This window comes from Nostoc sp. (assembly GCF_036917675.1).
Lineage (GTDB): Bacteria > Cyanobacteriota > Cyanobacteriia > Cyanobacteriales > Nostocaceae > Nostoc.
Window position 1 is genome coordinate 85,917 of the sequence record NZ_JBALCT010000071.1, and the last position, 24,863, is coordinate 110,779.

Annotated in this window: 27 protein-coding genes and 1 pseudogene; 11 read left to right on the plus strand and 17 right to left on the minus strand. The window is 42.6% G+C overall.

Annotated elements, in window-relative coordinates:
* Window positions 1–263: 263 nt before the first annotated feature.
* From V7K31_RS27460 to V7K31_RS27485, 6 genes are all read left to right on the plus strand, one after another.
* Window positions 264–500, plus strand: coding sequence for a hypothetical protein (locus V7K31_RS27460; protein WP_335098723.1), 237 nt, complete (start codon window positions 264–266; stop codon window positions 498–500).
* Between the two features lie 126 nt (window positions 501–626).
* The gene (locus V7K31_RS27465; protein WP_335098725.1) at window positions 627–1,022 is read left to right on the plus strand and encodes a hypothetical protein; all 396 of its coding nucleotides are present in this window, start codon (window positions 627–629) and stop codon (window positions 1,020–1,022) included.
* A gap of 475 nt (window positions 1,023–1,497) precedes the next feature.
* On the plus strand, window positions 1,498–1,845 hold the full coding sequence (locus V7K31_RS27470) for a hypothetical protein (RefSeq protein WP_334869430.1): 348 nt from the start codon (window positions 1,498–1,500) through the stop codon (window positions 1,843–1,845).
* 25 nt (window positions 1,846–1,870) lie between these two features.
* Window positions 1,871–4,156: a hypothetical protein gene (locus V7K31_RS27475; RefSeq protein ID WP_335098727.1), complete on the plus strand. Its 2,286-nt coding sequence runs from the start codon at window positions 1,871–1,873 to the stop codon at window positions 4,154–4,156.
* Window positions 4,113–4,799, plus strand: coding sequence for an OmpA/MotB family protein (locus V7K31_RS27480; RefSeq protein ID WP_335098729.1), 687 nt, complete (start codon window positions 4,113–4,115; stop codon window positions 4,797–4,799). Before V7K31_RS27475 ends, V7K31_RS27480 begins: the two co-directional genes overlap by 44 nt.
* A 12-nt stretch (window positions 4,800–4,811) precedes the next feature.
* Window positions 4,812–6,227 carry an EH signature domain-containing protein gene (locus V7K31_RS27485; protein ID WP_335098732.1) on the plus strand — a complete coding sequence of 472 codons (1,416 nt, stop codon included), beginning with the start codon at window positions 4,812–4,814 and terminating at the stop codon, window positions 6,225–6,227.
* Window positions 6,228–6,233: 6 nt separating this feature from the next.
* Here V7K31_RS27485 and V7K31_RS27490 read toward each other — a convergent pair whose 3' ends face one another.
* Together V7K31_RS27490 and V7K31_RS27495 are read right to left on the minus strand one after the other, a co-directional pair.
* Window positions 6,234–6,539 (minus strand): type II toxin-antitoxin system RelE/ParE family toxin, encoded by a 306-nt coding sequence (locus V7K31_RS27490; RefSeq protein ID WP_335098734.1) that lies wholly within the window; start codon window positions 6,537–6,539, stop codon window positions 6,234–6,236.
* A complete protein-coding gene (locus tag V7K31_RS27495) occupies window positions 6,539–6,808 on the minus strand; it encodes a type II toxin-antitoxin system ParD family antitoxin (protein ID WP_335098736.1) in 270 nt (89 codons plus the stop codon). Before V7K31_RS27495 ends, V7K31_RS27490 begins: the two co-directional genes overlap by 1 nt.
* Window positions 6,809–7,081: 273 nt before the next feature.
* Here V7K31_RS27495 and V7K31_RS27500 point away from each other — a divergent pair, with 273 nt between their 5' ends.
* On the plus strand, window positions 7,082–7,804 hold the full coding sequence (locus tag V7K31_RS27500; RefSeq protein WP_335098738.1) for a TerC family protein: 723 nt from the start codon (window positions 7,082–7,084) through the stop codon (window positions 7,802–7,804).
* Between the two features lie 186 nt (window positions 7,805–7,990).
* Here the strand turns inward: V7K31_RS27500 and ndk are convergent, their stop codons facing one another.
* Window positions 7,991–8,440 carry a nucleoside-diphosphate kinase gene (gene ndk / locus V7K31_RS27505; RefSeq protein ID WP_335098740.1) on the minus strand — a complete coding sequence of 150 codons (450 nt, stop codon included), beginning with the start codon at window positions 8,438–8,440 and terminating at the stop codon, window positions 7,991–7,993.
* A gap of 259 nt (window positions 8,441–8,699) precedes the next feature.
* Here ndk and speA point away from each other — a divergent pair, with 259 nt between their 5' ends.
* Entirely contained in the window at window positions 8,700–10,715 is a 2,016-nt protein-coding gene (gene speA / locus V7K31_RS27510; protein ID WP_335098742.1) for a biosynthetic arginine decarboxylase, read from the plus strand.
* On the opposite strand, the gene V7K31_RS27515 is transcribed toward speA, so the two are convergent.
* The 4 genes from V7K31_RS27515 to V7K31_RS27530 form a co-directional block, all read right to left on the minus strand.
* On the minus strand, window positions 10,704–10,883 hold the full coding sequence (locus V7K31_RS27515) for a hypothetical protein (protein WP_335098744.1): 180 nt from the start codon (window positions 10,881–10,883) through the stop codon (window positions 10,704–10,706). The two genes, speA and V7K31_RS27515, sit on opposite strands and share 12 nt — an antisense overlap.
* 3 nt (window positions 10,884–10,886) lie before the next feature.
* Window positions 10,887–12,056 carry an NDP-sugar synthase gene (locus tag V7K31_RS27520; protein WP_335098746.1) on the minus strand — a complete coding sequence of 390 codons (1,170 nt, stop codon included), beginning with the start codon at window positions 12,054–12,056 and terminating at the stop codon, window positions 10,887–10,889.
* A 233-nt stretch (window positions 12,057–12,289) separates the two neighbouring features.
* Window positions 12,290–13,120: a ScpA family protein gene (locus tag V7K31_RS27525; protein WP_335098749.1), complete on the minus strand. Its 831-nt coding sequence runs from the start codon at window positions 13,118–13,120 to the stop codon at window positions 12,290–12,292.
* Between the two features lie 323 nt (window positions 13,121–13,443).
* Window positions 13,444–14,529 (minus strand): AI-2E family transporter, encoded by a 1,086-nt coding sequence (locus V7K31_RS27530; RefSeq protein ID WP_335098752.1) that lies wholly within the window; start codon window positions 14,527–14,529, stop codon window positions 13,444–13,446.
* Window positions 14,530–14,641: 112 nt separating this feature from the next.
* On the opposite strand from V7K31_RS27530, the gene pdxH reads away from it, so the two are divergent.
* The gene (pdxH, locus tag V7K31_RS27535) at window positions 14,642–15,286 is read left to right on the plus strand and encodes a pyridoxamine 5'-phosphate oxidase (protein ID WP_335098755.1); all 645 of its coding nucleotides are present in this window, start codon (window positions 14,642–14,644) and stop codon (window positions 15,284–15,286) included.
* Window positions 15,287–15,442: 156 nt separating this feature from the next.
* Here the strand turns inward: pdxH and V7K31_RS27540 are convergent, their stop codons facing one another.
* From V7K31_RS27540 to argB, 5 genes are all read right to left on the minus strand, one after another.
* Window positions 15,443–16,063, minus strand: coding sequence for an FMN-dependent NADH-azoreductase (locus V7K31_RS27540; protein ID WP_335098758.1), 621 nt, complete (start codon window positions 16,061–16,063; stop codon window positions 15,443–15,445).
* A 150-nt stretch (window positions 16,064–16,213) separates the two neighbouring features.
* Window positions 16,214–16,621, minus strand: a complete 408-nt coding sequence (locus V7K31_RS27545) for a hypothetical protein (RefSeq protein WP_335098760.1) — start codon at window positions 16,619–16,621, stop codon at window positions 16,214–16,216.
* A gap of 93 nt (window positions 16,622–16,714) precedes the next feature.
* The gene (locus V7K31_RS27550) at window positions 16,715–17,623 is read right to left on the minus strand and encodes a DUF3153 domain-containing protein (RefSeq protein ID WP_335098762.1); all 909 of its coding nucleotides are present in this window, start codon (window positions 17,621–17,623) and stop codon (window positions 16,715–16,717) included.
* Between the two features lie 110 nt (window positions 17,624–17,733).
* Window positions 17,734–18,276, minus strand: coding sequence for a tetratricopeptide repeat protein (locus V7K31_RS27555; RefSeq protein WP_335098765.1), 543 nt, complete (start codon window positions 18,274–18,276; stop codon window positions 17,734–17,736).
* Window positions 18,277–18,630: 354 nt separating this feature from the next.
* Complete coding sequence (gene argB, locus V7K31_RS27560; RefSeq protein ID WP_335098768.1) at window positions 18,631–19,527, minus strand: acetylglutamate kinase; 897 nt, start codon at window positions 19,525–19,527, stop codon at window positions 18,631–18,633.
* 335 nt (window positions 19,528–19,862) lie between these two features.
* On the opposite strand from argB, the gene V7K31_RS27565 reads away from it, so the two are divergent.
* On the plus strand, window positions 19,863–20,486 hold the full coding sequence (locus tag V7K31_RS27565; RefSeq protein ID WP_335098770.1) for a Uma2 family endonuclease: 624 nt from the start codon (window positions 19,863–19,865) through the stop codon (window positions 20,484–20,486).
* A gap of 11 nt (window positions 20,487–20,497) precedes the next feature.
* Here the strand turns inward: V7K31_RS27565 and V7K31_RS27570 are convergent, their stop codons facing one another.
* The gene (locus V7K31_RS27570) at window positions 20,498–21,043 is read right to left on the minus strand and encodes a shikimate kinase (protein ID WP_335098772.1); all 546 of its coding nucleotides are present in this window, start codon (window positions 21,041–21,043) and stop codon (window positions 20,498–20,500) included.
* Between the two features lie 248 nt (window positions 21,044–21,291).
* Window positions 21,292–21,593 (minus strand): annotated as a pseudogene (locus V7K31_RS27575) (NB-ARC domain-containing protein); the annotation flags it as partial.
* Window positions 21,594–22,049: 456 nt separating this feature from the next.
* On the opposite strand from V7K31_RS27575, the gene V7K31_RS27580 reads away from it, so the two are divergent.
* Complete coding sequence (locus V7K31_RS27580) at window positions 22,050–22,244, plus strand: hypothetical protein (protein ID WP_334826394.1); 195 nt, start codon at window positions 22,050–22,052, stop codon at window positions 22,242–22,244.
* A 19-nt stretch (window positions 22,245–22,263) separates the two neighbouring features.
* Here V7K31_RS27580 and V7K31_RS27585 read toward each other — a convergent pair whose 3' ends face one another.
* From V7K31_RS27585 to iscB, 3 genes are read right to left on the minus strand one after another with little or no spacing between them, the layout of a single operon-like run.
* Complete coding sequence (locus V7K31_RS27585; RefSeq protein WP_335098773.1) at window positions 22,264–22,965, minus strand: LapA family protein; 702 nt, start codon at window positions 22,963–22,965, stop codon at window positions 22,264–22,266.
* Between the two features lie 54 nt (window positions 22,966–23,019).
* Window positions 23,020–23,223: a hypothetical protein gene (locus tag V7K31_RS27590; RefSeq protein WP_335098777.1), complete on the minus strand. Its 204-nt coding sequence runs from the start codon at window positions 23,221–23,223 to the stop codon at window positions 23,020–23,022.
* Window positions 23,201–24,535 (minus strand): RNA-guided endonuclease IscB, encoded by a 1,335-nt coding sequence (gene iscB / locus V7K31_RS27595; RefSeq protein ID WP_335098781.1) that lies wholly within the window; start codon window positions 24,533–24,535, stop codon window positions 23,201–23,203. Before iscB ends, V7K31_RS27590 begins: the two co-directional genes overlap by 23 nt.
* Window positions 24,536–24,863 lie beyond the last annotated feature (328 nt).

A 24,863-nucleotide genomic window follows, 5' to 3' on the forward strand; every position in this document is an offset into this window, starting at 1 on the left:
AGTGCGACAGCGAATAGCCCGTCGTAGACATCGCCTGTTGTAGCTCTGGCTACGCAGCGATATCTAGTAAGAAATCGCTTTTCGTCTACACACTCCCCAACAAACGGGAGGGGTGTCAATACGGTTCGGTTAAGATCCCCCCGCCTACGGCGACCCCCTTAAAAAGGGGGTAAAAGATGGTTATTTATAAGCCCCCCTTTTTAAGGGGGGTTGGGGGGATCTTCGAGGAATAAACACCTTAACCGAACCGTATTGGGAGCGGTGTGACTCGTGACGGGAGCGGTGTGACTCGTGACGGGAGCGGTCTAACTCGTGACGGGAGCGGTCTAACTCGTGACGGGAGCGGTCTAACTCGTGACGGGAGCGGTGTGACTCGTGACGGGAGCGGTCTAACTCGTGACGAGAGCGGTCTAACTCGTGACGGGAGCGGTCTAACTCGTGACGGGAGCGGTGTGGCTCGTGACGGGAGCGGTATGACTCGTGCGTTCTTACATTACTGATTAGATACCGAACAATTACCGATATAACCTGAAACTTTTATCAGACAAAATTGCGAGTTCTGCTGAACCGGAATGGAGTTTAATTGAGGCAAACTAGCTATAGCAGCATTTTAAAGGAGTAATTTTATGTCTCGTCAAAAACGTACATCCCGTATTTTAGAAAAAGCTCAGTTAAGATCCTCTGGACTGAAATCGATTGTTCCAAACATCAAATTTGATGAATATTATAGTCTGGAAAAAATGATTGAGTCAATTGATCTGTTACGTAATAAACTCGATGTTTATAATACTGCTCTGTCTGTGGTTGACTCTTCTAAAACTGAAATTGAAGAGATGGAAAAAAATTTGAGTCAGCTTTCTGAGAAGATGCTGATGGTAGTTGCGATCAAATACGGCAAAGACAGCCGCGAATATGAGATGGCGGGGGGTGTTCGTAATAGCGATGGCATCCGCAAAATCAGGTCGAGTCGCTTGAAAAATGTTGTAGAGCAAGCATTAGACGAGAATGCTAAAACTGCATAGAAAGCAGGAAGCAGGGGGACATGAGGCAATACTGCGTAGGTTTTGGCTAAAAAATCACTCTGGTGTAGGTTGGGTTGAGGAATGTAACCCAACATTTTCAGGGCTTTGTTGTGTTTCACTCCGTATCACTTCCTGGATCTTGCTACAACCCAAGCTTAAATATAGCGGTTCTCGTTTGGATGAAGTACATTTTTAAACCTCACCTCCAACCCTCTCCTTGCTAAGGAGAGGGGAGTGTTTGCGCCAGCAAATACGGGGTGAGGTTTAGACTGTATTGCACTGAAGTGAGAACCGCTATAGTTTAACGATGAGCAACTGCAACAAAAGAATGCCAGGGGAAGATAACCAACTGCTTTAGCTAAAGCTTCAGCCTCCTGACGCTCTAAATCTTTATAGCTTTATCAAGAAAAGTTAAATAAATTTTCATTTTGGGAACTATAGACCTATTGAAGCTCAGACAAGTAGGTCAAAAGCATTGATTAGTGAAACTGCGGAACTTTTGTACCCCTCGGTGGAGAAATTGGTTGAAGAAATTGTGGCGGTTAACCACGCTTGGAAAGTCGCTTGTGAATTATTTGGGCATGATTCACCCCTATCTACTTCTTCACGGGATTTAAAAACCTGTTTGCAGGTGCGTTTATTGCGAAGCTATGCACCAGAACAGGTTTATCTAATTGAGGACAAAAAGGCAGAAGGTGAGCCAGTTTATAGCTTACGCCTCCGGGAACCTATAGGAAACCGCCTGTATGCAGAACATCTCCCAATGCGGATAGCTGAAGAAGTTCTTGCGGATAAAGAATTAGAGCAATTCAAAAAGATATAACCAAGATAAACAAGAGGGGTGCAGCGTGGATATAGCAAAAGTCTGGGGCATTATTTGGCATAACGAACCTTTTCATTGGGCAGTTGCTTTTGTATTAGTAGCCGCAATTCTTATCGAACTTTACACATTATGGCAGTATTGGCTCTCAGAGTGTGGCGCGACTGAAGCCTCGATTACAATTTTGAGTAATTTGAAAAAGGGTAAAAATGTAAAGCTTTCAAACGAAGTTCGCAACTGGTTAAAAAAGCATTTAGGAACCGATGATGTAAGTATAATTCAACAAGCGCAAAAGGATGGCGAGTTCGTACTGATAAAGTATCCATCTGTCTTAGCCCGCCCAATACCTCGAAGTTCCCTGCGTTTCGTGACAACCTTGTGTACTGCCATTGGTCTTTTAGGAACCTTTTATGGTATACAACAGGGACTTCAAGGAATTAATTTATCTACAGAAGATCCTAAAGAATTGATGACTGCCAGTAAAGAGCTACTGGTGGGAATGAAAACAGCTTTCTCCACTTCCATGATGGGGCTTGGTTCTGGTAGCTTGTTTCTTCTAGTTTTGTTTGGGTGTGATTCACTACGGCAGATACGGCGTGATAGTTTGCGTCAGAAATTGAAAGCGAGCGCAACTTTAAAAACGGTAGATAATACTAACCATGAAGTAGCTGAAGCACTTAATCTTGTCGCAAAAAACTTGACCGGGCTAAAGCAGCTAAATGCAGAAGGCATTGGTCAAGCTGTAGGTAGAAGTATTGCAGAACAGTTTGCCGGGTTAAATCAGTTGTCAGCCCAAGCTATAGGTCAAGCGATAGGTCAGCAGATTAAGCCAGCCTTGGGAGAAATGTTCAAAGAACAGAAAAAACTCCGAGAAATTCAAGAAAACCAGGGACAGAGAGTTTTAGAAGAACTCATCAAAGATTTGCGAATTCAAGTACTCGAACCGATTGCAGATCGGCTAGATAAAAGTGCAGAGTTAACTCAACAAGCTTCCACCGCAGTGTTGACCCTACATAAGGAACTCGGTGGTATCTCTCAAAGTTTGGCAAGTTCCATTCTGACAATTCAGAACTTTCAAAAAGAGACTTTGGTAGAACTCCAAGGATTTGCTAACAATTTGGGGAAGACTCTAAATCAATTTCAAACAGATACAAAAGGTGTTTTACAACAAACAGCGCACGAAATTAATCGAGCTGTAGATCAAAGTATTCAAGGACTGACAGCCCAGAGAAGTGCTTTTGAAGCAAGTGCAGTGCAAGCTGCTGCTACCTTCCGAGGAATTCGAGAGGAACTTCAGACAGCGCTACAAGAACGCGCAGCAGTAGAACAGCAGATGCTGCAAGGATTTGCTAACAATATGGGACAAACTTTGAGTCAATTTCAAACTGAAACTACGGGAGTTTTACAACAAACATCCCAGGAAATTAATCGAGCCGTAGACCAAAGTATCCAAGGAATGACAGCCCAGAGAAGTGCTTTTGAAGCAAGTGCAGTGCAAGCTGCTGCTACCTTCCGAGGAATTCGAGAGGAACTTCAGATAGCGCTACAAGAACGCGCAGTAGTAGAAAAGCAGATGCTTCAAGCTACTCAGACTGGAATTATCCGAATTCTCACCGAAGCAAATACAACCTTTCATGAGCAAACTAATACTCTAAAAACAGTGGGTGATCAAGCTTCTGGTTTGATGAATGATGCGAAGGATAATCTTCTGGGCACTTTAGGAAATATCGCCACAACACTCACAGCCACACGCCAAACAGTAGAGGAAGATTTGACAAAATTCCGGCAAGAATACCAAGCGAATTTACAGATATTTTTTCAAGAACAAAACAACTTACTTGAGGTGACACTAGGCAAACAACAGGAAGGATTATCTGGAGTTGTGAAAAATCTTGATCAAGTCTTCCGTGAGGAATTTGAAAGGCGTAGTAAATTGACTCAAGAAGTAGACGAAAGTATGACTAAAATTCAGAGGTCTGTCGAACAAATTAACAGATTAGTTAGTGCGGCTGGATTAAATGATGCACAACGACTAATACAACTAGAAAATCTTGCTCGTGGTATTGGTCAGGAAGTGCAAAGAGTGGACGATTCATACAGGAATTTGAATCGAAAATTTGACAATAGCCTTCAGTCTTTGCAGAGTCATCTTGAAGTTTCTATGCAAAGGAATGTTGACTCACAGTTAAGCTTTTTCCAACAAGCAGATACTTCTATGGCTAGAGTTTGCGGAGGTTTACTAGAGACAGCAAAAGTTCTAGTCGCTGCACATGATAACCGCCAATTTGGTACTGGTGGAAGCAATCATGGATGATTTGATCAGAGGTGAAATCAATACAGAGATTATAGAGGATGATGACTCTAGTATTTATCTGTCTATTGCCGATTTAATGTCTAGTTTACTAATGTTTTTTGCTTTGCTATTTATCACTGCACTACTCCAGCTTGCTCAAAAGGATGTACCAAAACGGGTAGTAATTGGTAATGTTGTAGGACAGATGAAAAGCAACAATATCAACGTCAAAGTCAACCCAGACAATGGGGATATAAGTATCCAAGAATCAATTCTTTTTGCCAAGGGAAGTACAGAACTTAAACCAGAAGGTAAAGCTTTCCTACGCCGCTTTATTCCTGTTTACAGTGGTGTGATTTTCTCTAAACCAGAATTTGATCAGGAAATTAGCCGTGTAGTTATAGAAGGTCATACTAGCTCAGAAGGAGATGACAAAACCAATCTACAACTAAGCTTGTTGCGAGCATCATCAGTTTATACATACATTTTTTATGACATGAATTTCCCTACCAAAGCACCTTTGAGCCAAAAGATATTAGCTGCTGGTCGTGGAGAGATTGAATCTGATAAGAAACGTGATAATCCAGCCGATCGCAAGGTAGTTTTCCGTTTTCAGTTTCGCAGTGATGAGTTAAAGAAAGATATCGTAAAAACCTCTCTTTAAAGGAGAAAAATCTTGAATTCTCAGTTTTCTATTGCTTCCCTACCTGAAACTCCCCAGTGTAGTCCTAATCAACTTATTCAGCTTGCAAGTAACTTACCAGATGCAACAATATCAATACCAAGTGTTGATAAAGTATTGGAAGCTATTGAACAGGGTAAAGCTGATCAAGTAAGTCCGTTGGACTGGATTTATTGCATCCATGCTAAAGCACAGTGGGATCAGCAAAATATTGACCGATGCAGGAAAACATCAGCAGCTATTTGGAAGGTAGCAATTTCTAATTCATGGTTGCAACATCAGCTATTGTGGCGTTTAGCTCTTTATTATGGTAATCAGCAAGAACAGGTGTTAGCACAGTCTCTAGCTGAATCTTTTAATATTTTTGCTAATTCTGACTTAGTTAGTCACCTACTACCAGTTAGAATTATTCGGGCGCTTCGCAGTACACAAGCAGGTAGAGAATTGGCGAAAATTGCTTGTGAAAAACGTGTTAATCGAACTGGGTTGCTAAACAACATACGAGACATTTTACCTGCTTATATTCCATTGTTTAGCCAATTCATAGAAGATATAACTCCCTATTTCTCTACAATTACTTCTCCAAATCATCAGCAGGTACAATGGCTGTTAATATGTTTAGATGAAATGTCAGATACTCAGCAAATAAAAGCTGTTAATTATTTACTCACTAATGTTTCCAATAATATAGCAACCAATCATTCTTTACTGGTTGATTGGTTGCGAAATAACTATAGAAATGGGAATAATTGGTATAAACTTTCAGATCCAGCAAGGCAAAAACTTAGAGAGTGGATTGGAGGGATCAATTATGGTGACTTCCAAAAGTTAGTAAATCTCATATTGAATAGGCTCGATTTACAAGACTTCGAGTTAAATCAGCTACGTAGACGCAAAGACTTTTGGGCTAATTACAGTAACCGCTTTGAACGGCTTCGCATCTTGTTACCTCAAACATCACAAATTGCCATCGGGTATCAAATTCAAGATGATGTTGATCTACTAGAGGATGATGGTAGCGATCGCACAGAGGTCTGTATATTTGATTTTGCTGAGTGGTTTGTAGTCGAATTCTTTCGTGGAAGAGGTAGTGAGACGCGCCTGTTTCCGAAAAATTCCAGAAATGAGGAAATCCTTTTTGGTGAATCCACTCTTTCAGTGAAACGCATTCGTTGTCTAGGTGGCGATAGACACGATCATGTTTATCTTTGGCAGGTGCAGGAATTTTCCCCAACTTGGCTTAAAAATCATGGAATTCTGCCTAATCCAAATACCCAGCCTTCTAGAAACCCTACAGCAGATGAATTGCAACAGCGAGAAAACAAGCTTGAGCCGTGGAAAACAGAAATTGAACGTCTAGAACGTCAAGCTAAAGCCTACTGTAACAAAATTTGTTTTTTAATAGACTGAAAATTATTACCTTGAATCATCATCTAAAAACAGCGCCTCTAAATCGCGGTAGCCACTTACTATCCGCACAACTTCAATTCCCTCTGCAATTGGCCGATAAAATATCAAATAATCATCAACTGGAAAGCTACGCAATGCAGGTAAAAGTTCATCCCGTCTACGTCCCATACTGGGAAACTTTGCCAAAGTATCCAACTTTTGAGTGATTACTGTGAGCAACCTATCTGCAACATCTGGATTTCCAGCAAACAGGTAATCGTTTATTTCTTGTAAGTCTTGGGTAGCTTGAGGCGATAGAAAATATAAACTCATTATTGTGCCTGAGTCTTTCTCAAAGCTTGGTTTCTTTGACGCAGTTGCTCGATTACTTCTTTACCGTCAAGTCGTTCTCCGCGCTCAAGTTGCTCAACCCCAATCATAATTTCCCTTTGCAGTTCTTCAAATCGACCCTTGTAAATGCGTTCCCGTTCCTCCAACAGCCTAATACCAGCAATAATTACTTCCTCAGATGAGGTGTACTTACCGTTTGCAACCTGACTTTGAATAAACTGCTCAAGCTCGGTGGTTAAGGAAATATTCATAAATTATTACCATATTTTTGTTCTCATATTCTAATTCTAGATGCGAACTGACAGCAGTCCATTGCGATCGCATAGAGCTGCATATTAAAACTTTTGGCGTATTGAATAACACACAATACACCCCAGTTGTACGGCGATCGCATCCATTCAACCCCCTTCAAAATGCACCACAACCACGTTAAGCTGGATTAGAGTAGCAATTTATTGCGCTTTTTAACATGAAAATCTCTTGTTCTTGTCAAATTTTAATTTTTTCTGCTTGAGAAACCCGGAATGCTAGACCAAATTTTTGATTACCTCAACTTTCATGTCAGCCTTGAAGCCCCAATAGTTCTGCTGATCCTGATATTTTTAGAGGCGGTGTTATCTGCCGATAATGCGATCGCCCTGGCTGCGATCGCTCAAGGGCTGGAAGACAAAGAACTTGAGCGTAAGGCCCTCAACTTTGGTTTAGTCGTTGCATATATACTGCGAATCACTCTAATTCTTACCGCCACCTGGGTACAAAAATACTGGCAATTTGAACTATTAGGCGCTGCTTACCTGCTGTGGTTGGTATTCCAACACTTTACCTCTCAACAAAGTGAAGACGAGCAGCATCACGAACCGCGTTTTAATTCCTTGTTGCAAGCGATACCCGTGATTGCATTTACAGACTTGGCATTTTCTTTAGATAGCGTGACAACTGCGATCGCAGTTTCTCAAGAAAAATGGCTAGTGCTGACGGGTGCAACAGTTGGTATTATAACGCTGCGATTCATGGCGGGATTATTTATTCGTTGGCTAGACGAATATGAAAACCTAGAGGATGCAGGCTATGTAACTGTGGCCTTAGTGGGCTTGCGCCTGTTGTTAAAAGTGGTGAACGATAGTTTAGTTCCACCAGAATGGATCATGATTCCTGCGATCTTCCTGATTTTAGGCTGGGGATTTTCCAAGCGTGTTGGCACCCAATTACCGCAAGTAGAACCAGAAAAGAGCGAAGTCTCGAAGTAAGGAATAAGAATTAAATAACATACACCTGGCTTACCTCACCCTCAATCCCTCTCTTTATAAAGGAGAGGAATCGTGAGACAGGATGAAGTTTTGCATTTTATTTAATCCACATTCCTAAGAAGAGGAAGATGAGGGAGATGAGGAAGAATAATAATTGTTCATTTGCTCTCCCCACTCCCTAATCTTTTACTCGTGCAACCAAGGGGTTAAGTGTGGTTGCCAATTAACCAATTCTTCATCTTTAAACCATAGAGCTATTTCCTGTTGCGCGGTTTCTGGAGCATCAGAACCGTGGATCAAGTTGCGACCAATATTTAAGCCAAAATCGCCGCGAATCGTTCCTGGCTCTGCTGTTAAGGGGTTTGTCGCACCAATAATCTTTCTGGCAGATGCAATAACGCCATCACCTTCCCATACCATCGCCACCACTGGACTAGAAGTGATAAATTCGACTAGACCACCAAAAAAGGGACGTTCCCGGTGAACATCATAATGTTGTTCAGCTAATTCCCGACTGACTTTCAGGAACTTTAAACCAACTAGGGTAAAACCTTTAGTTTCAAAGCGACGGATAATTTCCCCCACCAATCCACGCTGTACTCCGTCAGGCTTAATTGCTAAGAATGTACGTTCCATTGCTGTTTCCCAAAGCTTAATAAAGTTTTTATCTAGTCAATTGTCCCCGAAGTTCTGTTCGCTGCAAACCAGCGCCAAGACTTCTCTTTTTGTCATTTGTCATTTGTTCAAGGGTTTTGCACTAATGACCAATGACTAATGACCAATGACTAATGACCAATCAGAGTTTATCTCAGAAATTATCTTTGGGTGCATATACGTTCTCAAATGAATGCGCTAAATTGTTAATTTGTGGGTGAAAAACAGAGGTCAGGAAGAAATGGGTGTTGATTCAACTGCTACATCTGAAGAGGTGGTACTACCGTCCAATGGACAAAAATCTGAAGTGAAAAATCATAAGCAAAAAAAACTCTTACCACCTAGTACTACCACAGGAGATTTACCTCGCTCCTGGAAAATTGAGGATAGCGAAGCGTTATACAGGATTGAAGGTTGGGGACAACCTTATTTTTCCATTAGCGCTGCTGGTCACGTCACCGTTTCACCCAAGGGCGATCGCGGGGGATCTCTTGACTTGTTTGAATTGGTCAACGCCATGAAAGATCGCAACTTGGGGCTTCCCATGTTGATTCGCTTTTCCGATATTTTGGAAGACCGGATTGAGCGCTTGAACGCTTGTTTTAATAAAGCGATCGCCCGCTACAACTACCCTGGTGTCTACCGTGGCGTGTTTCCGGTCAAGTGCAATCAAGAGCGGCATTTGATTGAGGATTTAGTGAAATTTGGCAAGCCTCATCAATTTGGTTTAGAAGCCGGTTCCAAGCCAGAATTAATGATTGCTTTAGCTGTCTTGGATACACCAGGAGCATTGTTAATTTGCAACGGCTACAAAGACCGAGAATACATCGAAACGGCAATGTTAGCCCAAAGACTAGGACAAACACCAGTCATCGTCTTAGAACAGATTGAAGAGGTTGATTTGGTGATTGATGCCAATCGCCAGTTAGGTATTAAGCCGATATTAGGTGTTCGTGCTAAACTCAGTACCCAAGGTATGGGACGTTGGGGAGCCTCTAGTGGCGATCGCGCTAAATTTGGTTTGACAATGCCTGAAGTAATCGAGGCTGTTGACAAGTTACGGGAAGCTAACCTCCTCGATTCTTTGCAGTTGATGCACTTCCACATCGGCTCACAAATTTCTGCCATCAATGTGATCAAAGATGCCATCCAAGAAGCCAGCCGCATTTATGTGGAATTGTCGATGCTGGGGGCAGATATGAAATACCTTGATGTTGGTGGTGGCTTGGGTGTAGATTATGATGGCTCCCAAACCAACTTCTATGCCTCGAAAAATTACAACATGCAGAACTATGCCAACGACATCGTGGCAGAGTTAAAAGATACCTGTGCTGAACGGCAGATTCCCGTACCAACACTGATTAGTGAAAGTGGACGAGCGCTCGCTTCCCATCAGTCGCTGCTGATTTTTGATGTTCTGAGTACTAGCGATGTCCCCCTCGACGCCCCAGAACCTCCGCAAGAGGGAGAATCCCCAATTATTAATTATCTTTGGGAAAGCTACCAATCGATCAACCAAGAGAATTACCAAGAGTTGTATCACGACGCTGCCCAATTCAAAGAAGAAGCCATCAGCCGCTTCAACTTAGGAATTTTACGCCTCAGAGAACGAGCTAAAGCCGAACGCCTCTACTGGGCTTGTTGTCAGAAAATTCTCAACATCACTAGACAGCAAGAATACGTACCCGATGAACTGGAAGACCTAGAAAAGATTATGGCTTCCATCTACTACGTGAATATGTCAGTGTTTCAATCAGCACCAGATTGCTGGGCGATCGATCAGCTATTCCCAATTATGCCCATCCACCGCTTGGATGAAGAACCAACGCGGCGAGGAATTTTAGCAGACCTCACCTGCGACAGTGATGGTAAAATCGACCGCTTTATTGACCTGCGCGATGTCAAATCTGTTTTAGAGTTGCACACCTACAACCCCGGAGAACCCTATTATTTGGGGATGTTCTTGAATGGAGCTTACCAAGAAATCATGGGCAATTTGCACAACCTATTTGGCGACACCAACGCCGTTCACATCCAATTAACGCCCAAAGGCTACCAAATTGAACACGTTGTCAAAGGTGACACCATGAGCGAAGTGGTGAGCTACGTCCAGTATGACTCCGAAGATATGGTGGAAAACATTCGCCAGCGTTGCGAGAAAGCATTAGAAGAAAAGCGCATCACCCTAGCGGAATCTCAGCGACTGCTGCAAACCTACGAGCAGAGTCTTAGAAGATATACGTATCTAAATAGTTAGGATTGGGCATTGGGCATTGGGCATTGGGCATTGGGCATTGGGCATTGGGCATTGGGCATTGGGCATTGGGCATTGGAAAACTCTTCCCCACTCCCCAGTTCCCATTCCCCATTCCCCATTCCCCATTCCCCATTCCCCATTCCCCATTCCCCATTCCCCATGCCCCATGCCCTAATTAGTGTTTGTCCCCAACAATTCCTCTATCGCTTGTCGCTCAACAGGGTTATGTAATGGCACTCTCTGACGGGCATCGGTAATCAGCCAATCTAAAGCAGCCGCTTGAACATCGATCGCAGCCCCAGTTTTATCTACACAATAACGTCCAAATACCAGCTTATCGACTAACCGGACTCCCGGACCCAGGCGCGACCATTCAAAAATCACGCTGTTATCTACTGTTGCGCCACTACATATCCAACAATTGGGGCCAATCATCGCTGGTCCGACAATTTTAGCTCCGTCTTCGATTCTGGTCATGCCACCAATGTAAACTGGCCCTGTGATATCCACTTTGTCCCAATTTACGGCGACATTTAAGCCAGTGTAGATGCCAGGGGCGACTTCATGACCGGGGATTTGCACATTTTTGATTTCACCCAGCAGTACACCACGAATCGCCCGCCAATAGTCTGGGACTTTACCAATATCTACCCATTCAAAGTCCATAGGGATGGCGTAGAAAGGAGCTTTGATTTCTACCAATTTGGGAAACAATTGGCTACCAATGTCATATTCGACATCAGAGGGAATATAGTTAAACACCTCTGGCTCAAAGATGTAAATACCTGTGTTGATGTTAGTACTGAGGGCTTCTTCAATTGAAGGCTTTTCTTGGAAAGCTTTGATGCGACCATCTTCGTCAGTCACAACTACACCGTAACTAGAAACTTCTTCCTTGGGGACAGATTTCGTAATAATAGTAGCGATCGCCCCTTTAGCTTTATGCCATTTAACCGCCGCAGTTAAATCCAAGTCAATCAAAGCATCACCGCACAAAACCACAAAGGTATCATCAAAAAACGGTGAGAAGTCTTGGATGCGGCGCATTCCTCCAGCTGAACCTATTGCTTCCCCCTCCAGTTTCCCCTCGTCATCAATTTTCCCTTCAAAGGAATAGGCAATCTGTACCCCAAACCTTTGACCATCACGGAAATAGTTTTCTATTTCTTCAGCCAAATGACTAACGTTGACCATGATTTGGTCAAATCCATGTTTGCGTAACAGTTCCAGCAAGAACTCCATCACTGGCTTTTGCAGGATGGGAATCATTGGTTTGGGAATTGTATAGGTAATTGGACGCACGCGAGTACCTTTACCAGCCGCGAGAATCATCGCTTTCATAAAAATTTATTCCTCAACCACAAGCCAGTTTACTTTTATCAAGTGATAAGCTAATCATCAGTTTTTATTTCTGCTCTAAGTTATCTCTCAAAACAGGGATAACAGGAATTTAGTGGTTATTGCAACCATAACTATACTTAGATGATAAGCGATCGCTTATCTTTTCAATTTACTCGGATTTTGGGGCTGAATCAAAAATCTGTAAATTATCTGTAGGGCTACTTTTGGCTTTCTTAGTTCATCGGCTGCTCAAAAGGTTTGCAGGAGTTAGCTGAATCTTTAAGTAAGCGAATTTTAATCTCATGGTAAAACTCTTCTTGAAATAGCTCTACTTTTGATTGAGCCGAGAGTAATAGTAGCGCCCAGAAAACGCTAACTAGCTGACTGCGTTTAGACTCATGTCCAGAGCCATTTTGGTTGAGAAGCTTTGTCTGAGTCCACAATTCTACAAGTTGTTCTAAATTCAACCAATTTTGTTCTAAATTTAACTCTCTTGCTGACAAATTCAACACCTGCTCTAGTTCCCTGGCGACTTCAGTCAGATTTTCCTGGTGAGCTAACTCCAACGCCTCCCGCATACTTTGGACACTAGGCAAACGTCTGGGACGGATAGGTTTGCTGACTTTTTCTACCAGTTTCAGTTGGTTCGCCATAATCTGCAATTGCTTGATTAACTCTTGCAGAGTCACCCGGCGCTTTGGTGGCGGCATTGCCGATGGACGACGACGCAATTGCCGTTCTAATGGTAAACGATGACCCTGATGTGATACACCGTCTTCACCTGACAAGAGAGCATCATCTACTACACCATCCTCTGTATCTCCTACTGTTGACAATTGCATCAATGTATTAGCTTTGAATAATACCAGCATTGATGCTGACAAAAATGCCTGTCCAGATTGAGACAAGTCCGCTTCATAGCCTCTTCCTATTGACTCCGGTGCCATCAGTTCTAAGTAACGGTCAATCACCTCAATCACTTGGACATCCCAAGGATCAATTTCCCCCTGCTGGGCTTGATAAATCAAGAGTGTGATTGTTTCTAATAGCTCGGAAGCTTCCATCAACGGGTTCTAAGTTAATTAATGAGAATCAAAAGACCGTAAATTCAACACTAAACTCATTGACTATTGACAAAGCGTGTACTTTATAAATTTGCTTGATCAGGAATCGCCTGCTAGCAGCATCCTCTGAAATTTGTAATCAATCACCATTGTGAATTGTGAGATCAGATTGTGCAACTTTTGACTTTGGCCAAACAGGGCAATTCAATTTTGGATTTGGGATTTTAAATTTTGGATTAAATTTCAATTCTTTAATCCAAAATCGTTCGACTGAGCGCTCACCACGAAGTCTAAAATCTAAAATTCTTGCTCCCCCTGCCGCCTTAATCGGGGGGCGGGTCATGGGCAATAGTGACAGTTGATACAAAGTCACTCGGCTTGCCGCTCTTGATCGCATCGAAAGTGCCTTTAATAGTACCAGCAATGGGAACAGCAACAAGCGTCCCCAACAACCCAGCAATTTCAAATCCCATCAAAATAGACACAAAAATCCAGATAGGATTCAGTCCAATAAAGTTGCCGAGTAACCTGGGCGCTAACAGGTTATCTTTAACCTGCTGCATGAGAATTGCCGCTATGGCAACTTGAACTGCTAACCACCAATTTTGCAGTAGTACTAAAATCGTCACCAGAGCAATGCCTAGAGACGCCCCGATAAAGGGAATGAGTTCTGAAATACCAATTAATATGGCAAACAACAGGGCAAAGGGCACCTTCATCACTAAGAAAATTGGTGTCAGGGTTAGCATCATAAACAGTCCTAGCAACAACTGGCTAAGGAAGAAGTTCTGGAAATTTAGGCGCAAGGATGCGGTGAGGGGATCTCCAATATTAGAGGGCAAAAGATTGATTAGACCATACCAGACGCGATCGCCATATAAAAGCATATAAAATGCAAGTACGATGACTAACACTACGTCAAGTAATCCTGACAGCAGTGTTCCAGCAAATCCTACTGCACCAGAAGCTAGCTGTTGTACTACATTTTGAATGTTGGCATTGATTTGACTGCTTACAACCCTCAGATCAATTGGCAAACGTCGTTGCTTTGCCAGCATCTCAAACCGCTCTAAGTTTGCTTGACTGGCGCCTAACCAATCAGGGATATTCTTTAACAGTTGGATTGTTTGGTCAATAATCAACGGCACTAGAGTCACACCCAGAATCCCAAACAGGGTTAATGTTGCAAGTAAAACTATGATCACCGCCTGAGTGTGGGTGATCCGAGCACGTTCAAAGAACTTAACTAGGTAATTTAGGAGAAAAGCCAGAATTGCTGCAATGCTCAAGACAGTAATCGGATGCTGGAAATAGCGAAAAAGCACAGACAGCAGCCAGACATTAAGAGCGATAATGGGACCGCTCAGACCATAAATTAACAGGCGTTGAAGGGAGGCCGAACGGCGCATTTTATGCAACCTATTTTATATATTTTTTGAGAGAATTTTTAAAATTCTTGATGGCGTTGATCATCATCATAGATATTTTTAACACAGACTGATCCCAAGGAAACAAATCACAATGGACAAAACTGTAGCTGACCTTCGCAAGGATTACACCTTGGAAGGTTTGAGCGAACTGGAAGTAGACCTCAATCCTTTTATCCAATTTAAAAAATGGTTCGATCAGGCTCTAGCAGGACAACTTCCTGAACCCAATGCGATGACCATTGCTACCGCCACCCCAGACGGTAAGCCCTCGGCCAGAATGGTGCTTCTCAAGGATTTTGATGAACGGGGCTTTGTCTTATTCACCAACTACAATAGTCACAAAGGACAAGAACTGGCAGAAAATCCCCAGGCGGCTTTAGTTTTCTGGTGGGCAGAACTGGAGCGTCAAGTCCGAATTAGTGGATATGTAGAGAAAGTTTCCGAAACTGAGTCTGACCAGTATTTTGACAGTCGCCCTGCCAACAGTCGCCTGGGTGCGTGGGTATCTAATCAAAGCGAGGTGATAGAAAGCCGAGAAGTTCTAGACCGAAGCTTGCAGGAGTTTAACAGCAAATATGAAAATGAGGAGATTCCTCGACCGCCTCATTGGGGAGGCTTACGAGTGATCCCCACAAAAATTGAGTTTTGGCAAGGACGCTCTAGCCGTCTGCACGATCGCTTGCTCTATAGCCGTTTAGATAATGGCACTTGGAAAATTGAGCGTTTGTCACCCTGAAGAAGAGGCAGGGAGCAGGGGAGCAGGGGGAGCAAGAATTTTAAATTTTAGATTTTGGATTTTAGATTGAAATTTAATCCAAAATTTAAAATCCCAAATCCAAAATTGAATTGCCCAATGCCCCATGCCCAATGCCCAATTTTAAATGTCAATACATTACCACTGGCCGATCGCATCTTGAATTGCTGCCCGTGCTTCTAATAGAGATTGGGTACGGGCATCACCTTCGTTCATGCTATTAGCGTTAATAAATTGAATGTCTGTAAGCCCAATAAAGCCGAAAATCGTCCGCAGGTAGGGTTCTTGGAAGTCATAGGGAGCAGCAGGAGATGTCGGACTAAAGTCACCGCCGCGAGCTGTAATGACAACTGCCTTTTTACCCTCAACTAACCCTCTAAAGCCGCCTTGAGCATCTATAGCAAAAGTCCGGTTAGCGCGAACGATTTGGTCGATGTAAGCCTTAAAAGTGGAAGGTATATTGAAGTTGTACATTGGCACTCCAAAGACGTAGCGATCGGCTGCCAAAAACTCATCAATCAGTTCGTCAGAAATCCTAAGTGCCTCAGTTAATTCTGGAGTATGGGTTTCTGGTGGTGAAAATGCAGCTGCAATCCAAGGTTCATTAACGTGAGGAACTGGATAATGTCCTAAATCTCGATAGGCGATCGCGTCTTCAGAATGCGCTGCCTTCCAACCACTGACGAATTCCTTAGATAGTTCTCTGGAGTGCGATCGTTCACCACGGGGGCTGGAATCGATATGTAGAATGTTTACCATCAAATATCTCCTGATTAGCTAGGATTTACTGCTTTGACTTTTTTTGAGTTTCTATTTCAAAGCATTACATCAGATACTAAAAGTAACTAGTTACTAAAGTAAAGTAGTTACCATAAAGTAACTGTTGGACAATTTTGGCTAACTTAATGTTTAACTGATCGCCCGAATGTAATCTTTAATATAAATAAACTCACCAGGTAGATCGAAGAATCTCATAAAGATACGGTCATCAATATATCTTCCGTGCAGTTTGCGGATGACAGCTGGTTCATAGACCAATTTCGGTCGGAAATTGCTCAATGACGCAATCGGGCAGACACCGAGGATCAGTCGATGCTTGCGGCGATGGCGACCAACAACTAGAGCCTTTTTGTTCATACCCCAGAATACATTATAGATGTACAGCAATTGACCTTCCGAGAAAGAATGCGTCGATTTTTGGACGTTAGCAGCAACCAGAGGAATGTTATCCTTGGTCGAGTTAATGTCGAGTAATGTACCACCACAGAAGTAGCCAAGCAGAATCTCATTGATCTTCTCGATGTGTTGTTCCTGCATAGAAGGCGTATTTTTGCAAAAAGGTGAGAGAAGTGTAAAAAAGCCGATGCATTCTCCATCGGCTTAACTGACAATATTGAACAGATGAATAGTCTACTGTTCCTGGATCGCCGCTACTTTGGCAGGAAACTGAATTCTGGGATCTGGCATGAAATTGTATCTCAAGTACAATCCTCCCCAGACAAACAGGATAATTAACAACGCACCAATACCAAGGGGACTGGGAAGCCAGAAAACAGCTTCTATGTGATTTAGCTCACCAGGCTGGAGTTTCCACACTAGTCGATTCCCATTTTTTTCTGGCGTAACGGCAGTTTCAGTTTGTTGAATATTTTTAGCTCCCCAAGGAGTCTTCAAGCTAAATTCCAAGTCGAGAATTGCACCAGCATTAGCCAGGACGTTACCTTTGCTGGCAATTAGAGACAGCGATCGCAAATCCAAATCATAAATTAACCGATTTCGGACTAAAAGTAAAAAATTGTTCTGCTCCAAGAGGACGTTTGATTCAATTTTTGGCAGTTCTGAATCAGATTCGCTCTGCACAGTCTCAGAGGATTGATTCGCACGGGAGTTAAAAAATCCGTTGAACTTCTCTTGCAATTCCCTACCACTGCTAAAAGGAATTGTGACAATGATTTCTTCAGGGGAAACGCGTTGCACTTTCCCCTCAACTTTACGGGCGCGGCGTTCTATGCTCTTTAACCATTCGTACACAGAATCGCCACTAAAGCTGGTTAGCCGTTCTCCCAATTTAATATGCTGTACTAGTTCACCACTATTTGAATTATCAAAATTAACCCCCACATCGTACTTCACACAGCCAGACACTAGCAGAGATGTTAACAGCACTACCCACAGAATCGGATTTCGGATGGGAAAAACGCGGTTCATTCGATTTCGACCATTCAGTGGTGAGAGAAATTTCATATTTGTCAACACAAAACTAAATGGTCTGATTAACCACAAGAAAATCTTTCCGAAAATTGAAGAAGTTAAAACCATAAATTTCTCCAAAAGTCAAACTTTTAACCAATCTTGACTTATTAGTATTGTTTGAGATTCCTAGAACACCGTTTTGGTAAAGAATTTTAATCCAAAATCCAAAATTGGTATCAGCCAGGGGTTCCTGAAAAACTCAACCAAACCAAGTACGAGATAGTTAAACCAATGGCAATTAGCGCCACCCAGATAAAGCGATTATCTCTGGTATTGACCTGAGTGAGGTCAACAAATTCTAGCTCCGTAGGTTTAGGCTTCTGCTGCACAGAAGATTTAGTAGACTTAGTAGCTACAGAAATTTTGAGTTCATTATCGGATAGTGCGCCCAAATCTGGGATTTGGGTCATCCATTCGCTGGGTCTTTTCAGCTTTGGTGCTTTTAAGATGTAAAGCATCTGCCGCGCTTGTTTGCTGGTTTCAAAATGGGGATGGCGTTTGAGTCTTTCGCAAAGAGCGATCGCCTCATCCGTGCGTCCAGCTGCTTCATAAGCTGTCACCAACCAAATTTCTACTTCCCCCCCAAGGCGAGAATTAGGAGCTAACAAGGCGCTGGCCTTTTCTAAATTTTCTACGGCTTCGCGGTACTGCCCATTCTCAAAGGCAGCTTTCCCCGTTTGGTAGCGGGTTTTAGCAATTTCTAAACTTTCTGCACTCACGTCTTCTATAAAAAATCAGCACTATTTTTATTTTGCCAACGCCAGCAATCTTTTTGGAATCTTTTCAAAAGCTGGCAATCTGAAAGGGTTGAAGGAGACAGAGCCGTTTAGTGGGGGTTTTAGTTTTGTTTTACCCTTGCTCCCTTTGCTCGTAGCCTACAGCCTACACACAAGTCTCTCGGACGCCATTTAGGGTTTATCGAATAGCCCAAAGAAACCTCACCCTGGTTATGCTTGCGCAAAACCTGTCCCTCTCCTTAGTAAGGAGAAGGATTAACGTCAGGACAGGGTGAGGTTTTTGTTTTGGGTAATTTGATGAGTTGCGTATACACCGTAGGACTCCCTCATCTCCCTCTACGGGTTAAACTGCGAACCGAGGATCATTGTGCCGATGCCAACATCAGTAAAGATTTCTAGTAACAGGGCGTGGGGAATGCGACCATCAATGATGTGTGCTGCACGGACTCCTTGAGCAAGCGATCGCACACAACAACTTACTTTAGGAATCATCCCACCGCTAACTATACCATCAGCAATCAACTCGCGGGCTTCGCGGATATCTACTTTCGGAATCAAAGTAGATGGGTCTTTGTAATCTTTTAAAATTCCACTGGTGTCGGTCAGTAAAATTAACTTTTCTGCTCCTAGTGCAGCAGCGATTTCTCCAGCTACAGTATCAGCGTTAATATTATAAGCTTGCCCTGTTTCGTCTGCGGCGACGCTGGACACTACCGGAATATAGCCATTGCTAGCGAGGGTGTCCAAAATCTTGATATTCACATTGCTGACTTCCCCCACAAAACCGATGCCTTCTTGACCTTGGGGACGGGCTGTAAATAGATTACCGTCTTTACCGCAAAGTCCTACAGCCAATCCACCAGCTTGATTAATTAACGCGACAATTTCTTTGTTAACTCGACCAACTAAAACCATTTCCACCACATCCATTGTGTCGGCATCAGTGACTCGCAGACCATTTTTAAATTGTGGTTCGATGCCCAGCTTATCTAACCAACTGTTAATTTCTGGGCCACCGCCGTGGACTACAATTGGACGCAAGCCCACGCAGGATAAGAATACAATATCGCGGATAACTTTGTCTTTGAGTGTGCTATCTTTCATCGCTGCGCCACCATACTTGACAACAACAGTGCGACCGGCGAATTGTTGAATATAAGGTAGTGCTTCGCTTAATACACGTACACGAGTGGCTTCAGTTTGCCTGATGTATTCAGAATCGTTGAACGTCATGAGGAGCCTAACAGAGAGAGTTAAAACCTATTTCAGTCAGTGTAGAAGACTTTGTAACTCGTCACAATCTCTGATGCCAAAGTCAGCATTTAAACGAGTGAAAAATTCTTCAATATCCATTGAATTCTTTGGTGACACAGCAGTAAAACTTCAAGCTCTAGAGTCAATCCCACAAATATGTGTGATAGATGAGACGGGCTAGAGCAAAATGGTGCGTTACTTTGTTAACGCACTCTACAAATTAACTATTCCCACATTCCCTGACACAATAAGCAAGCGATCGCTCCTTCAAACCTCTAGAATTAAAATCATTCGGCTGAAGCTAGGGAATGAAAATGACCACGCTGCTAATTCAAACTGAAAGCACACCCTTAACGGTAAATTTCCCCTTCCTTGTGCAGATGACAAATGAGCAGTTCTACGAATTTTGTCAAGCCAATAGAGATTTACGAATTGAGCGTACTGCTAATGGGGAAGTCATCATAATGCCACCAGCTTTTTCAGATACGGGCAACCGTAACTTTAACATTGCTGCACAGCTTGGGTATTGGACTGAACAAGATGGCACTGGCATAGGCTTTGACTCCAGTACAGGTTTTACGCTACCTAATGGAGCGATGCGTTCCCCTGATGCTTCTTGGATTGAACTGGAGCGTTGGAACGCCTTAACAGATGCACAAAAAGCCTCATTTGCACCAATTTGTCCCAGCTTTGTGATTGAGTTACGCTCCTTGAGCGTAGGCGTAGCCCGTCGTAGACATCGGCTGATAAAATTACAAGACAAAATGCAGGAGTACATCGATAACGGTGCATCACTAGGCTGGTTAATTGATCGGCAGAATCGAAAAGTCTACATTTACCGGACGAATCGGGAACTTGAAGTTTTGGAAAATCCCGAAGCAGTTACTGGCAATCCAGAATTATCAGGGTTTGTCCTACGGATGGCCAAAATTTGGTAACTTGAGTCTTCCTAATGAGAAACTTGTGTTTTCAGAACGCTAGGAATTGCCTCAAGTACTCTGTTGGCAACGTCTTCAGGTGTATCTCCCTCTCGCTCGATGATGTGCAAATCTGCTTGAGAATAAAGTGGTGTTCGTTGTTCGAGGAGCGATCGCAATTTACCTTTAGGATCAACATCTTGTAGCAGTGGTCTTGTGGTATCCTCAGCTAAACGGCTGTAAATTATCTCCACTGGCGCATCTAGCCACACTATCAAACCGTGGTGCAAGTAACCCCAGTTTTCTCGCCGCATTACAATGCCCCCACCGGTTGCTATAGTCAACTTTGTAAAAGCACAAACTTGTGAAAGCACGTCACTTTCTACCTGGCGAAACCCGGCTTCACCAACTTGTGCAAATAACTGATTTATGGATTTACCTGTTGCTTGGGCAATGACATTATCGGTATCCACAAACCCATAAGCCAATTCCTTTGCGAGTAAGCGCCCTACCGTCGTCTTACCAACGCCCATAATGCCAATTAAGTACAGGTTGACTCCTTGTAATAAGCTGCTCACCAGTTGCTTCGCTCCAATTCTGAGTTCTGAGTCACAGTTTCAAATTATAAACTCAACGACTCAATCTAGGATTTAAAAATACGGAGTTTTGCACCTATCGCGCAACCAGATAAAATTACTTGATTGGCGATCGCTAATAAATCGATAACTTATAATGTTTTACTCTATTGCATTAAAGCGATACTTTCTGGTGCGAGACGCTAGGCGTAGCTTGATTAACAGTAGGGGGTACGCTAACGCATCTTGGGGCGACTCCAGTTTTTCAGCTTCACTAAGTATCTACTTGGTTACTCAGCATTTCTCCTATGTATTTATATAATCAATTAGAAAGATAAACTCTAACAGTACTGCTACTACGACTTTGATAACCGACATTAGTAATTTCCGCAGGAATACAACTACAAAGTAAACCTCTGATAAATCTATTTTCAATGTTTTTCAAGGCTTTTGCCTTTGCGGACATCAAATTTACGTATAAATTTTCTAACTCCCAATTGTTTTTAGTTTCGACAAATTCATCTTCTATTTGAGTTGAATTAACTGCCGTTATTACTGTTATGAATGTATTTAAAGTAACTTAGTCAATCGATTAACGATTTTTCTGTAAAATTACCTAAAATAATAAAGGATGAATTTCTAAGGAATGTAGTAACTTGGTAATTGCTGCTTGAATATCCTTAGACTTAGCGAAAAAATTAATATAGCTTGTTTGAAACTTTATCCAAACAATTTCTGTCTATCTAAATAATCCGGGTTTTCACTTTGGTGTGTTATTTTAAGTATACGTAATACTGTGTTCCTAAAAGTACGTACTCGTTATTCTAAAAGTTCAGTTATAACAAGCTCGGCTCAATTAAATGTTTCTGAAAAAGGTATAAATGATGACTTATCTAGTGCGATCGCTCAAAAAACCCTGGCAAATTTCAAGTTTTGGCACAAAAACTACTGCATATTTCACCCCAATAAGCCTGAATTAATAAATAGTAGGATGAGTGAGGCATCAACTATGACTCGAATTCGTGACGTTGTACAAAAAGCCTTAGCAACTGGCTATTTGACAGTGGAAGCTGAAAATCAACTACGACAACTGTTGACTACCCGGTATGACTTGGAAGATTTTAATGCTTTCATGACTTTGCAGGAAGCTGGCATGACTGGTAAGGTCAAGCAGGAGTCTAGAGAGCAGTGTGGCATCAAGTAGAGATGTAGCCTGCTACATCTTACCGACGGGGGCGTTTACCATCATCATCAAAATCATCATCATCATCAAAAAATTCCCAATCATCATCATCCGCTTGATTGGTAGTCGGTGGCTGATAAGGGGGGATGATTACCCGGTAATCAGCATCGTAAACTGATTCAGTTTTTCCCGCAGCCGTATTTTTTGGCTCACGGTAGCTGTAGGAGTAAACTGAACCAGATTGAGAACTGCTTTTGGCTTCTGATTGACGTTCGTAAGTTTTAGAATCTCTAGCAGGTTGAGCTTGAGGATTAGGGGTAGGCGCTTCTTCTGACTTTTCATCAAAGTTCCAATCATCATCTTTACTGCTATTTGTCTCCCAATCATCAAATACATCACTGCTAGGCGCTTCTTTTTTACTAGCTGGTGGTGGAGGACTGGCAGGGCGAGATGTAGGTTCTTCTCTCCGGGTTGCCTTCGCACGAGGCGAAGTTGCAGTTGAGCGGTCAGGAGTTCGGCGTTGTCCTCCCACAAAATAATTAGATAAGTTAAACAAGGTAGCAATCAATATAGATGTGAAAGCACCAGTGGCAGTACTGAACAAAATCCATATCGCTAGTGGTAATGGTTGAGTTCGCACGCCCAAAAATACTAGGGATAGGGCAGGTGACCAATTTTGGACTAACAACAGCGTTAGTCCTCCTAGTACCGCCACCAATAGAATTAAGCGAATTACAGCCATAGCAATTTTGTCTGTTATCAGTTGTCAGTGGTCAGTTGTCAGTTGTCAGTCTGATTACTGTTTACTGACTACTGACACTATCATTACCCTTTTAGCAATTTCGCCGTAAGCCTCCCACTCAATTCCGTCTTCGGAATCAGTGGTGAGATATAAGGCGTGGCAATAACGAAAACATCTCCGACCAATATCAACCATTTGGTTGATGAGAGAGTGGGATGGTTGAGTTATTGCCAAATCATCTGCGGATACAAAAACCACTTCTCCTTTTAATGGATTGAACTTTGTTGACGCTGACTACTTTATTGGCAACACCAGGATAGTCGGCTATCTTCACACCAGTTCCTAAGTTTTGCATTCCAATAACCCGATAAACTTTTTCTTCAAACTGCACATAATCATTGGGATTGTAACGATAACGCTGTTTCTTGATGCGACGTTGCCCAATGGAAACTTTCTGACCACGACTCACTTTTAAGTTTTCACCATTGAGGTTTTTGTTGCGAGTGCGCCTGCCGGAATTCAAAATAGAACCAGATACTTTTTCACCAGTCCGTTTGTCGATATACTTGGCATCGTAGAACTGCTCCATTGAGCGTTTATGACGACGGATTTGCTCAATCATTAAAGACTCTGTGCGTTTTTGGCTAGTTCCGCCAGCAATTATAAAGGCATCATTATGGTGACTTTTGACTATGTTTAATTGTTCTCGTTGGAAGTCTGTTTCATAGCCAAAAGCTTGTTCTGCTTCTAACATCTCCACTATGTGTTTATAAATAGTAGACATAAAAGTTTCTGCTTTAAATGACTTAATTTTTGGCTCCCATCCATGCAGCAGTTTTCCCTTTTTGTGATTGGGTGAGCTATGGCACTTGTCGCACAGTGTAATTAAATTACTGGGTCTATTGCTTCTGTCTGGTGGAATTTTCCAATAGCTCAGATGGTGAACTTGTAGAATCTTCTTACACTGCTTGTTTTTGCAATCTGGGTTTTGACATTTATAACAGTCTCGATGACGAATATAGTTTGTCAGATTCCTGTAACCTAACTGCTCCCCTTGTTGATATTCCTCGCCTTGAATATCAGCTTTTTTGATTTTCTGGATGTCAAACTTGGCTGTTTCTACCACAATATTGGTAATCGGTAGCCTAGATTTCATCCGTTCTACTAATCGTAAATGAGTATCTAATTTGTGTTGAATCGATGGTGCTAACCATCCCTCTTTACGCTTGCGATTATCAAATCTAGGTGTGCGATGACGTAATCGATTACGGCGAGTCCTGCGATACTTCCTGCGTTCTGTGAGCCTTTCTGACATTCCAGGCAGAAGTTCTACTTCACCACCGATTAATTCCTCGATTTCTGTAATAGCGCTAAACCCAATGTGTTTATAGCCTGTGTCAATTCCTAAGATAATTGGTTGTTTATAACCACTACTTCCATAAATCAGTTGGATGGTAAAAGGATCTCTTCCAACAATTTTGGCTTTGGCTGATTGCAAAAGTATTCGCGCTTTTCGTCCTGTCGTGGGCATCAAGGGTTGTCCATGTTTATTTTTGACGTAGACTTTCATTTTGTTTTTTCTGAACTATTAAAGAGTTCTGCCCTTGCGGGTGGTTTCCTTTGCCAATGTTTACCCAAGGTTTCAAACTGGTAACACTTCCCCTCTACCTGTAGGAATGTTTAATTACCAATCGCAGTGAGCCAGACGCGCAGAACAGGGGGTTTCCCCCATGAGTGACTGGCGAACCCGTAAGGGTGTCCGGGACGAGGAAATGGGTTACTAACCCTATACCTCGGAGTGCCTATACATTCTTGGAAAACGTAGTAATTCTTGTATAACGAATTACTCAGGCTAATGACGTACTTCTTAATTTCTTAAGAAGCCCACACTGACCCTA

Excerpts from the sequence above, each read along its gene's own strand:
- V7K31_RS27465 (WP_335098725.1), top strand. The coding sequence starts at position 627 with ATGTCTCGTCAAAAACGTACATCCCGTATTTTAGAAAAAGCTCAGTTA.
- V7K31_RS27480 (WP_335098729.1), top strand. The coding sequence starts at position 4,113 with ATGATAACCGCCAATTTGGTACTGGTGGAAGCAATCATGGATGATTTG.
- V7K31_RS27490 (WP_335098734.1), bottom strand. The coding sequence starts at position 6,539 with ATGAGTTTATATTTTCTATCGCCTCAAGCTACCCAAGACTTACAAGAA.
- V7K31_RS27495 (WP_335098736.1), bottom strand. The coding sequence starts at position 6,808 with ATGAATATTTCCTTAACCACCGAGCTTGAGCAGTTTATTCAAAGTCAG.
- V7K31_RS27500 (WP_335098738.1), top strand. The coding sequence starts at position 7,082 with ATGCTAGACCAAATTTTTGATTACCTCAACTTTCATGTCAGCCTTGAA.
- ndk (WP_335098740.1), bottom strand. The coding sequence starts at position 8,440 with ATGGAACGTACATTCTTAGCAATTAAGCCTGACGGAGTACAGCGTGGA.
- speA (WP_335098742.1), top strand. The coding sequence starts at position 8,700 with ATGGGTGTTGATTCAACTGCTACATCTGAAGAGGTGGTACTACCGTCC.
- V7K31_RS27515 (WP_335098744.1), bottom strand. The coding sequence starts at position 10,883 with ATGGGGCATGGGGAATGGGGAATGGGGAATGGGGAATGGGGAATGGGG.
- V7K31_RS27520 (WP_335098746.1), bottom strand. The coding sequence starts at position 12,056 with ATGAAAGCGATGATTCTCGCGGCTGGTAAAGGTACTCGCGTGCGTCCA.
- V7K31_RS27525 (WP_335098749.1), bottom strand. The coding sequence starts at position 13,120 with ATGGAAGCTTCCGAGCTATTAGAAACAATCACACTCTTGATTTATCAA.
- V7K31_RS27530 (WP_335098752.1), bottom strand. The coding sequence starts at position 14,529 with ATGCGCCGTTCGGCCTCCCTTCAACGCCTGTTAATTTATGGTCTGAGC.
- pdxH (WP_335098755.1), top strand. The coding sequence starts at position 14,642 with ATGGACAAAACTGTAGCTGACCTTCGCAAGGATTACACCTTGGAAGGT.
- V7K31_RS27540 (WP_335098758.1), bottom strand. The coding sequence starts at position 16,063 with ATGGTAAACATTCTACATATCGATTCCAGCCCCCGTGGTGAACGATCG.
- V7K31_RS27545 (WP_335098760.1), bottom strand. The coding sequence starts at position 16,621 with ATGCAGGAACAACACATCGAGAAGATCAATGAGATTCTGCTTGGCTAC.
- V7K31_RS27550 (WP_335098762.1), bottom strand. The coding sequence starts at position 17,623 with ATGGTTTTAACTTCTTCAATTTTCGGAAAGATTTTCTTGTGGTTAATC.
- argB (WP_335098768.1), bottom strand. The coding sequence starts at position 19,527 with ATGACGTTCAACGATTCTGAATACATCAGGCAAACTGAAGCCACTCGT.
- V7K31_RS27565 (WP_335098770.1), top strand. The coding sequence starts at position 19,863 with ATGACCACGCTGCTAATTCAAACTGAAAGCACACCCTTAACGGTAAAT.
- V7K31_RS27580 (WP_334826394.1), top strand. The coding sequence starts at position 22,050 with ATGACTCGAATTCGTGACGTTGTACAAAAAGCCTTAGCAACTGGCTAT.
- V7K31_RS27585 (WP_335098773.1), bottom strand. The coding sequence starts at position 22,965 with ATGGCTGTAATTCGCTTAATTCTATTGGTGGCGGTACTAGGAGGACTA.
- iscB (WP_335098781.1), bottom strand. The coding sequence starts at position 24,535 with ATGAAAGTCTACGTCAAAAATAAACATGGACAACCCTTGATGCCCACG.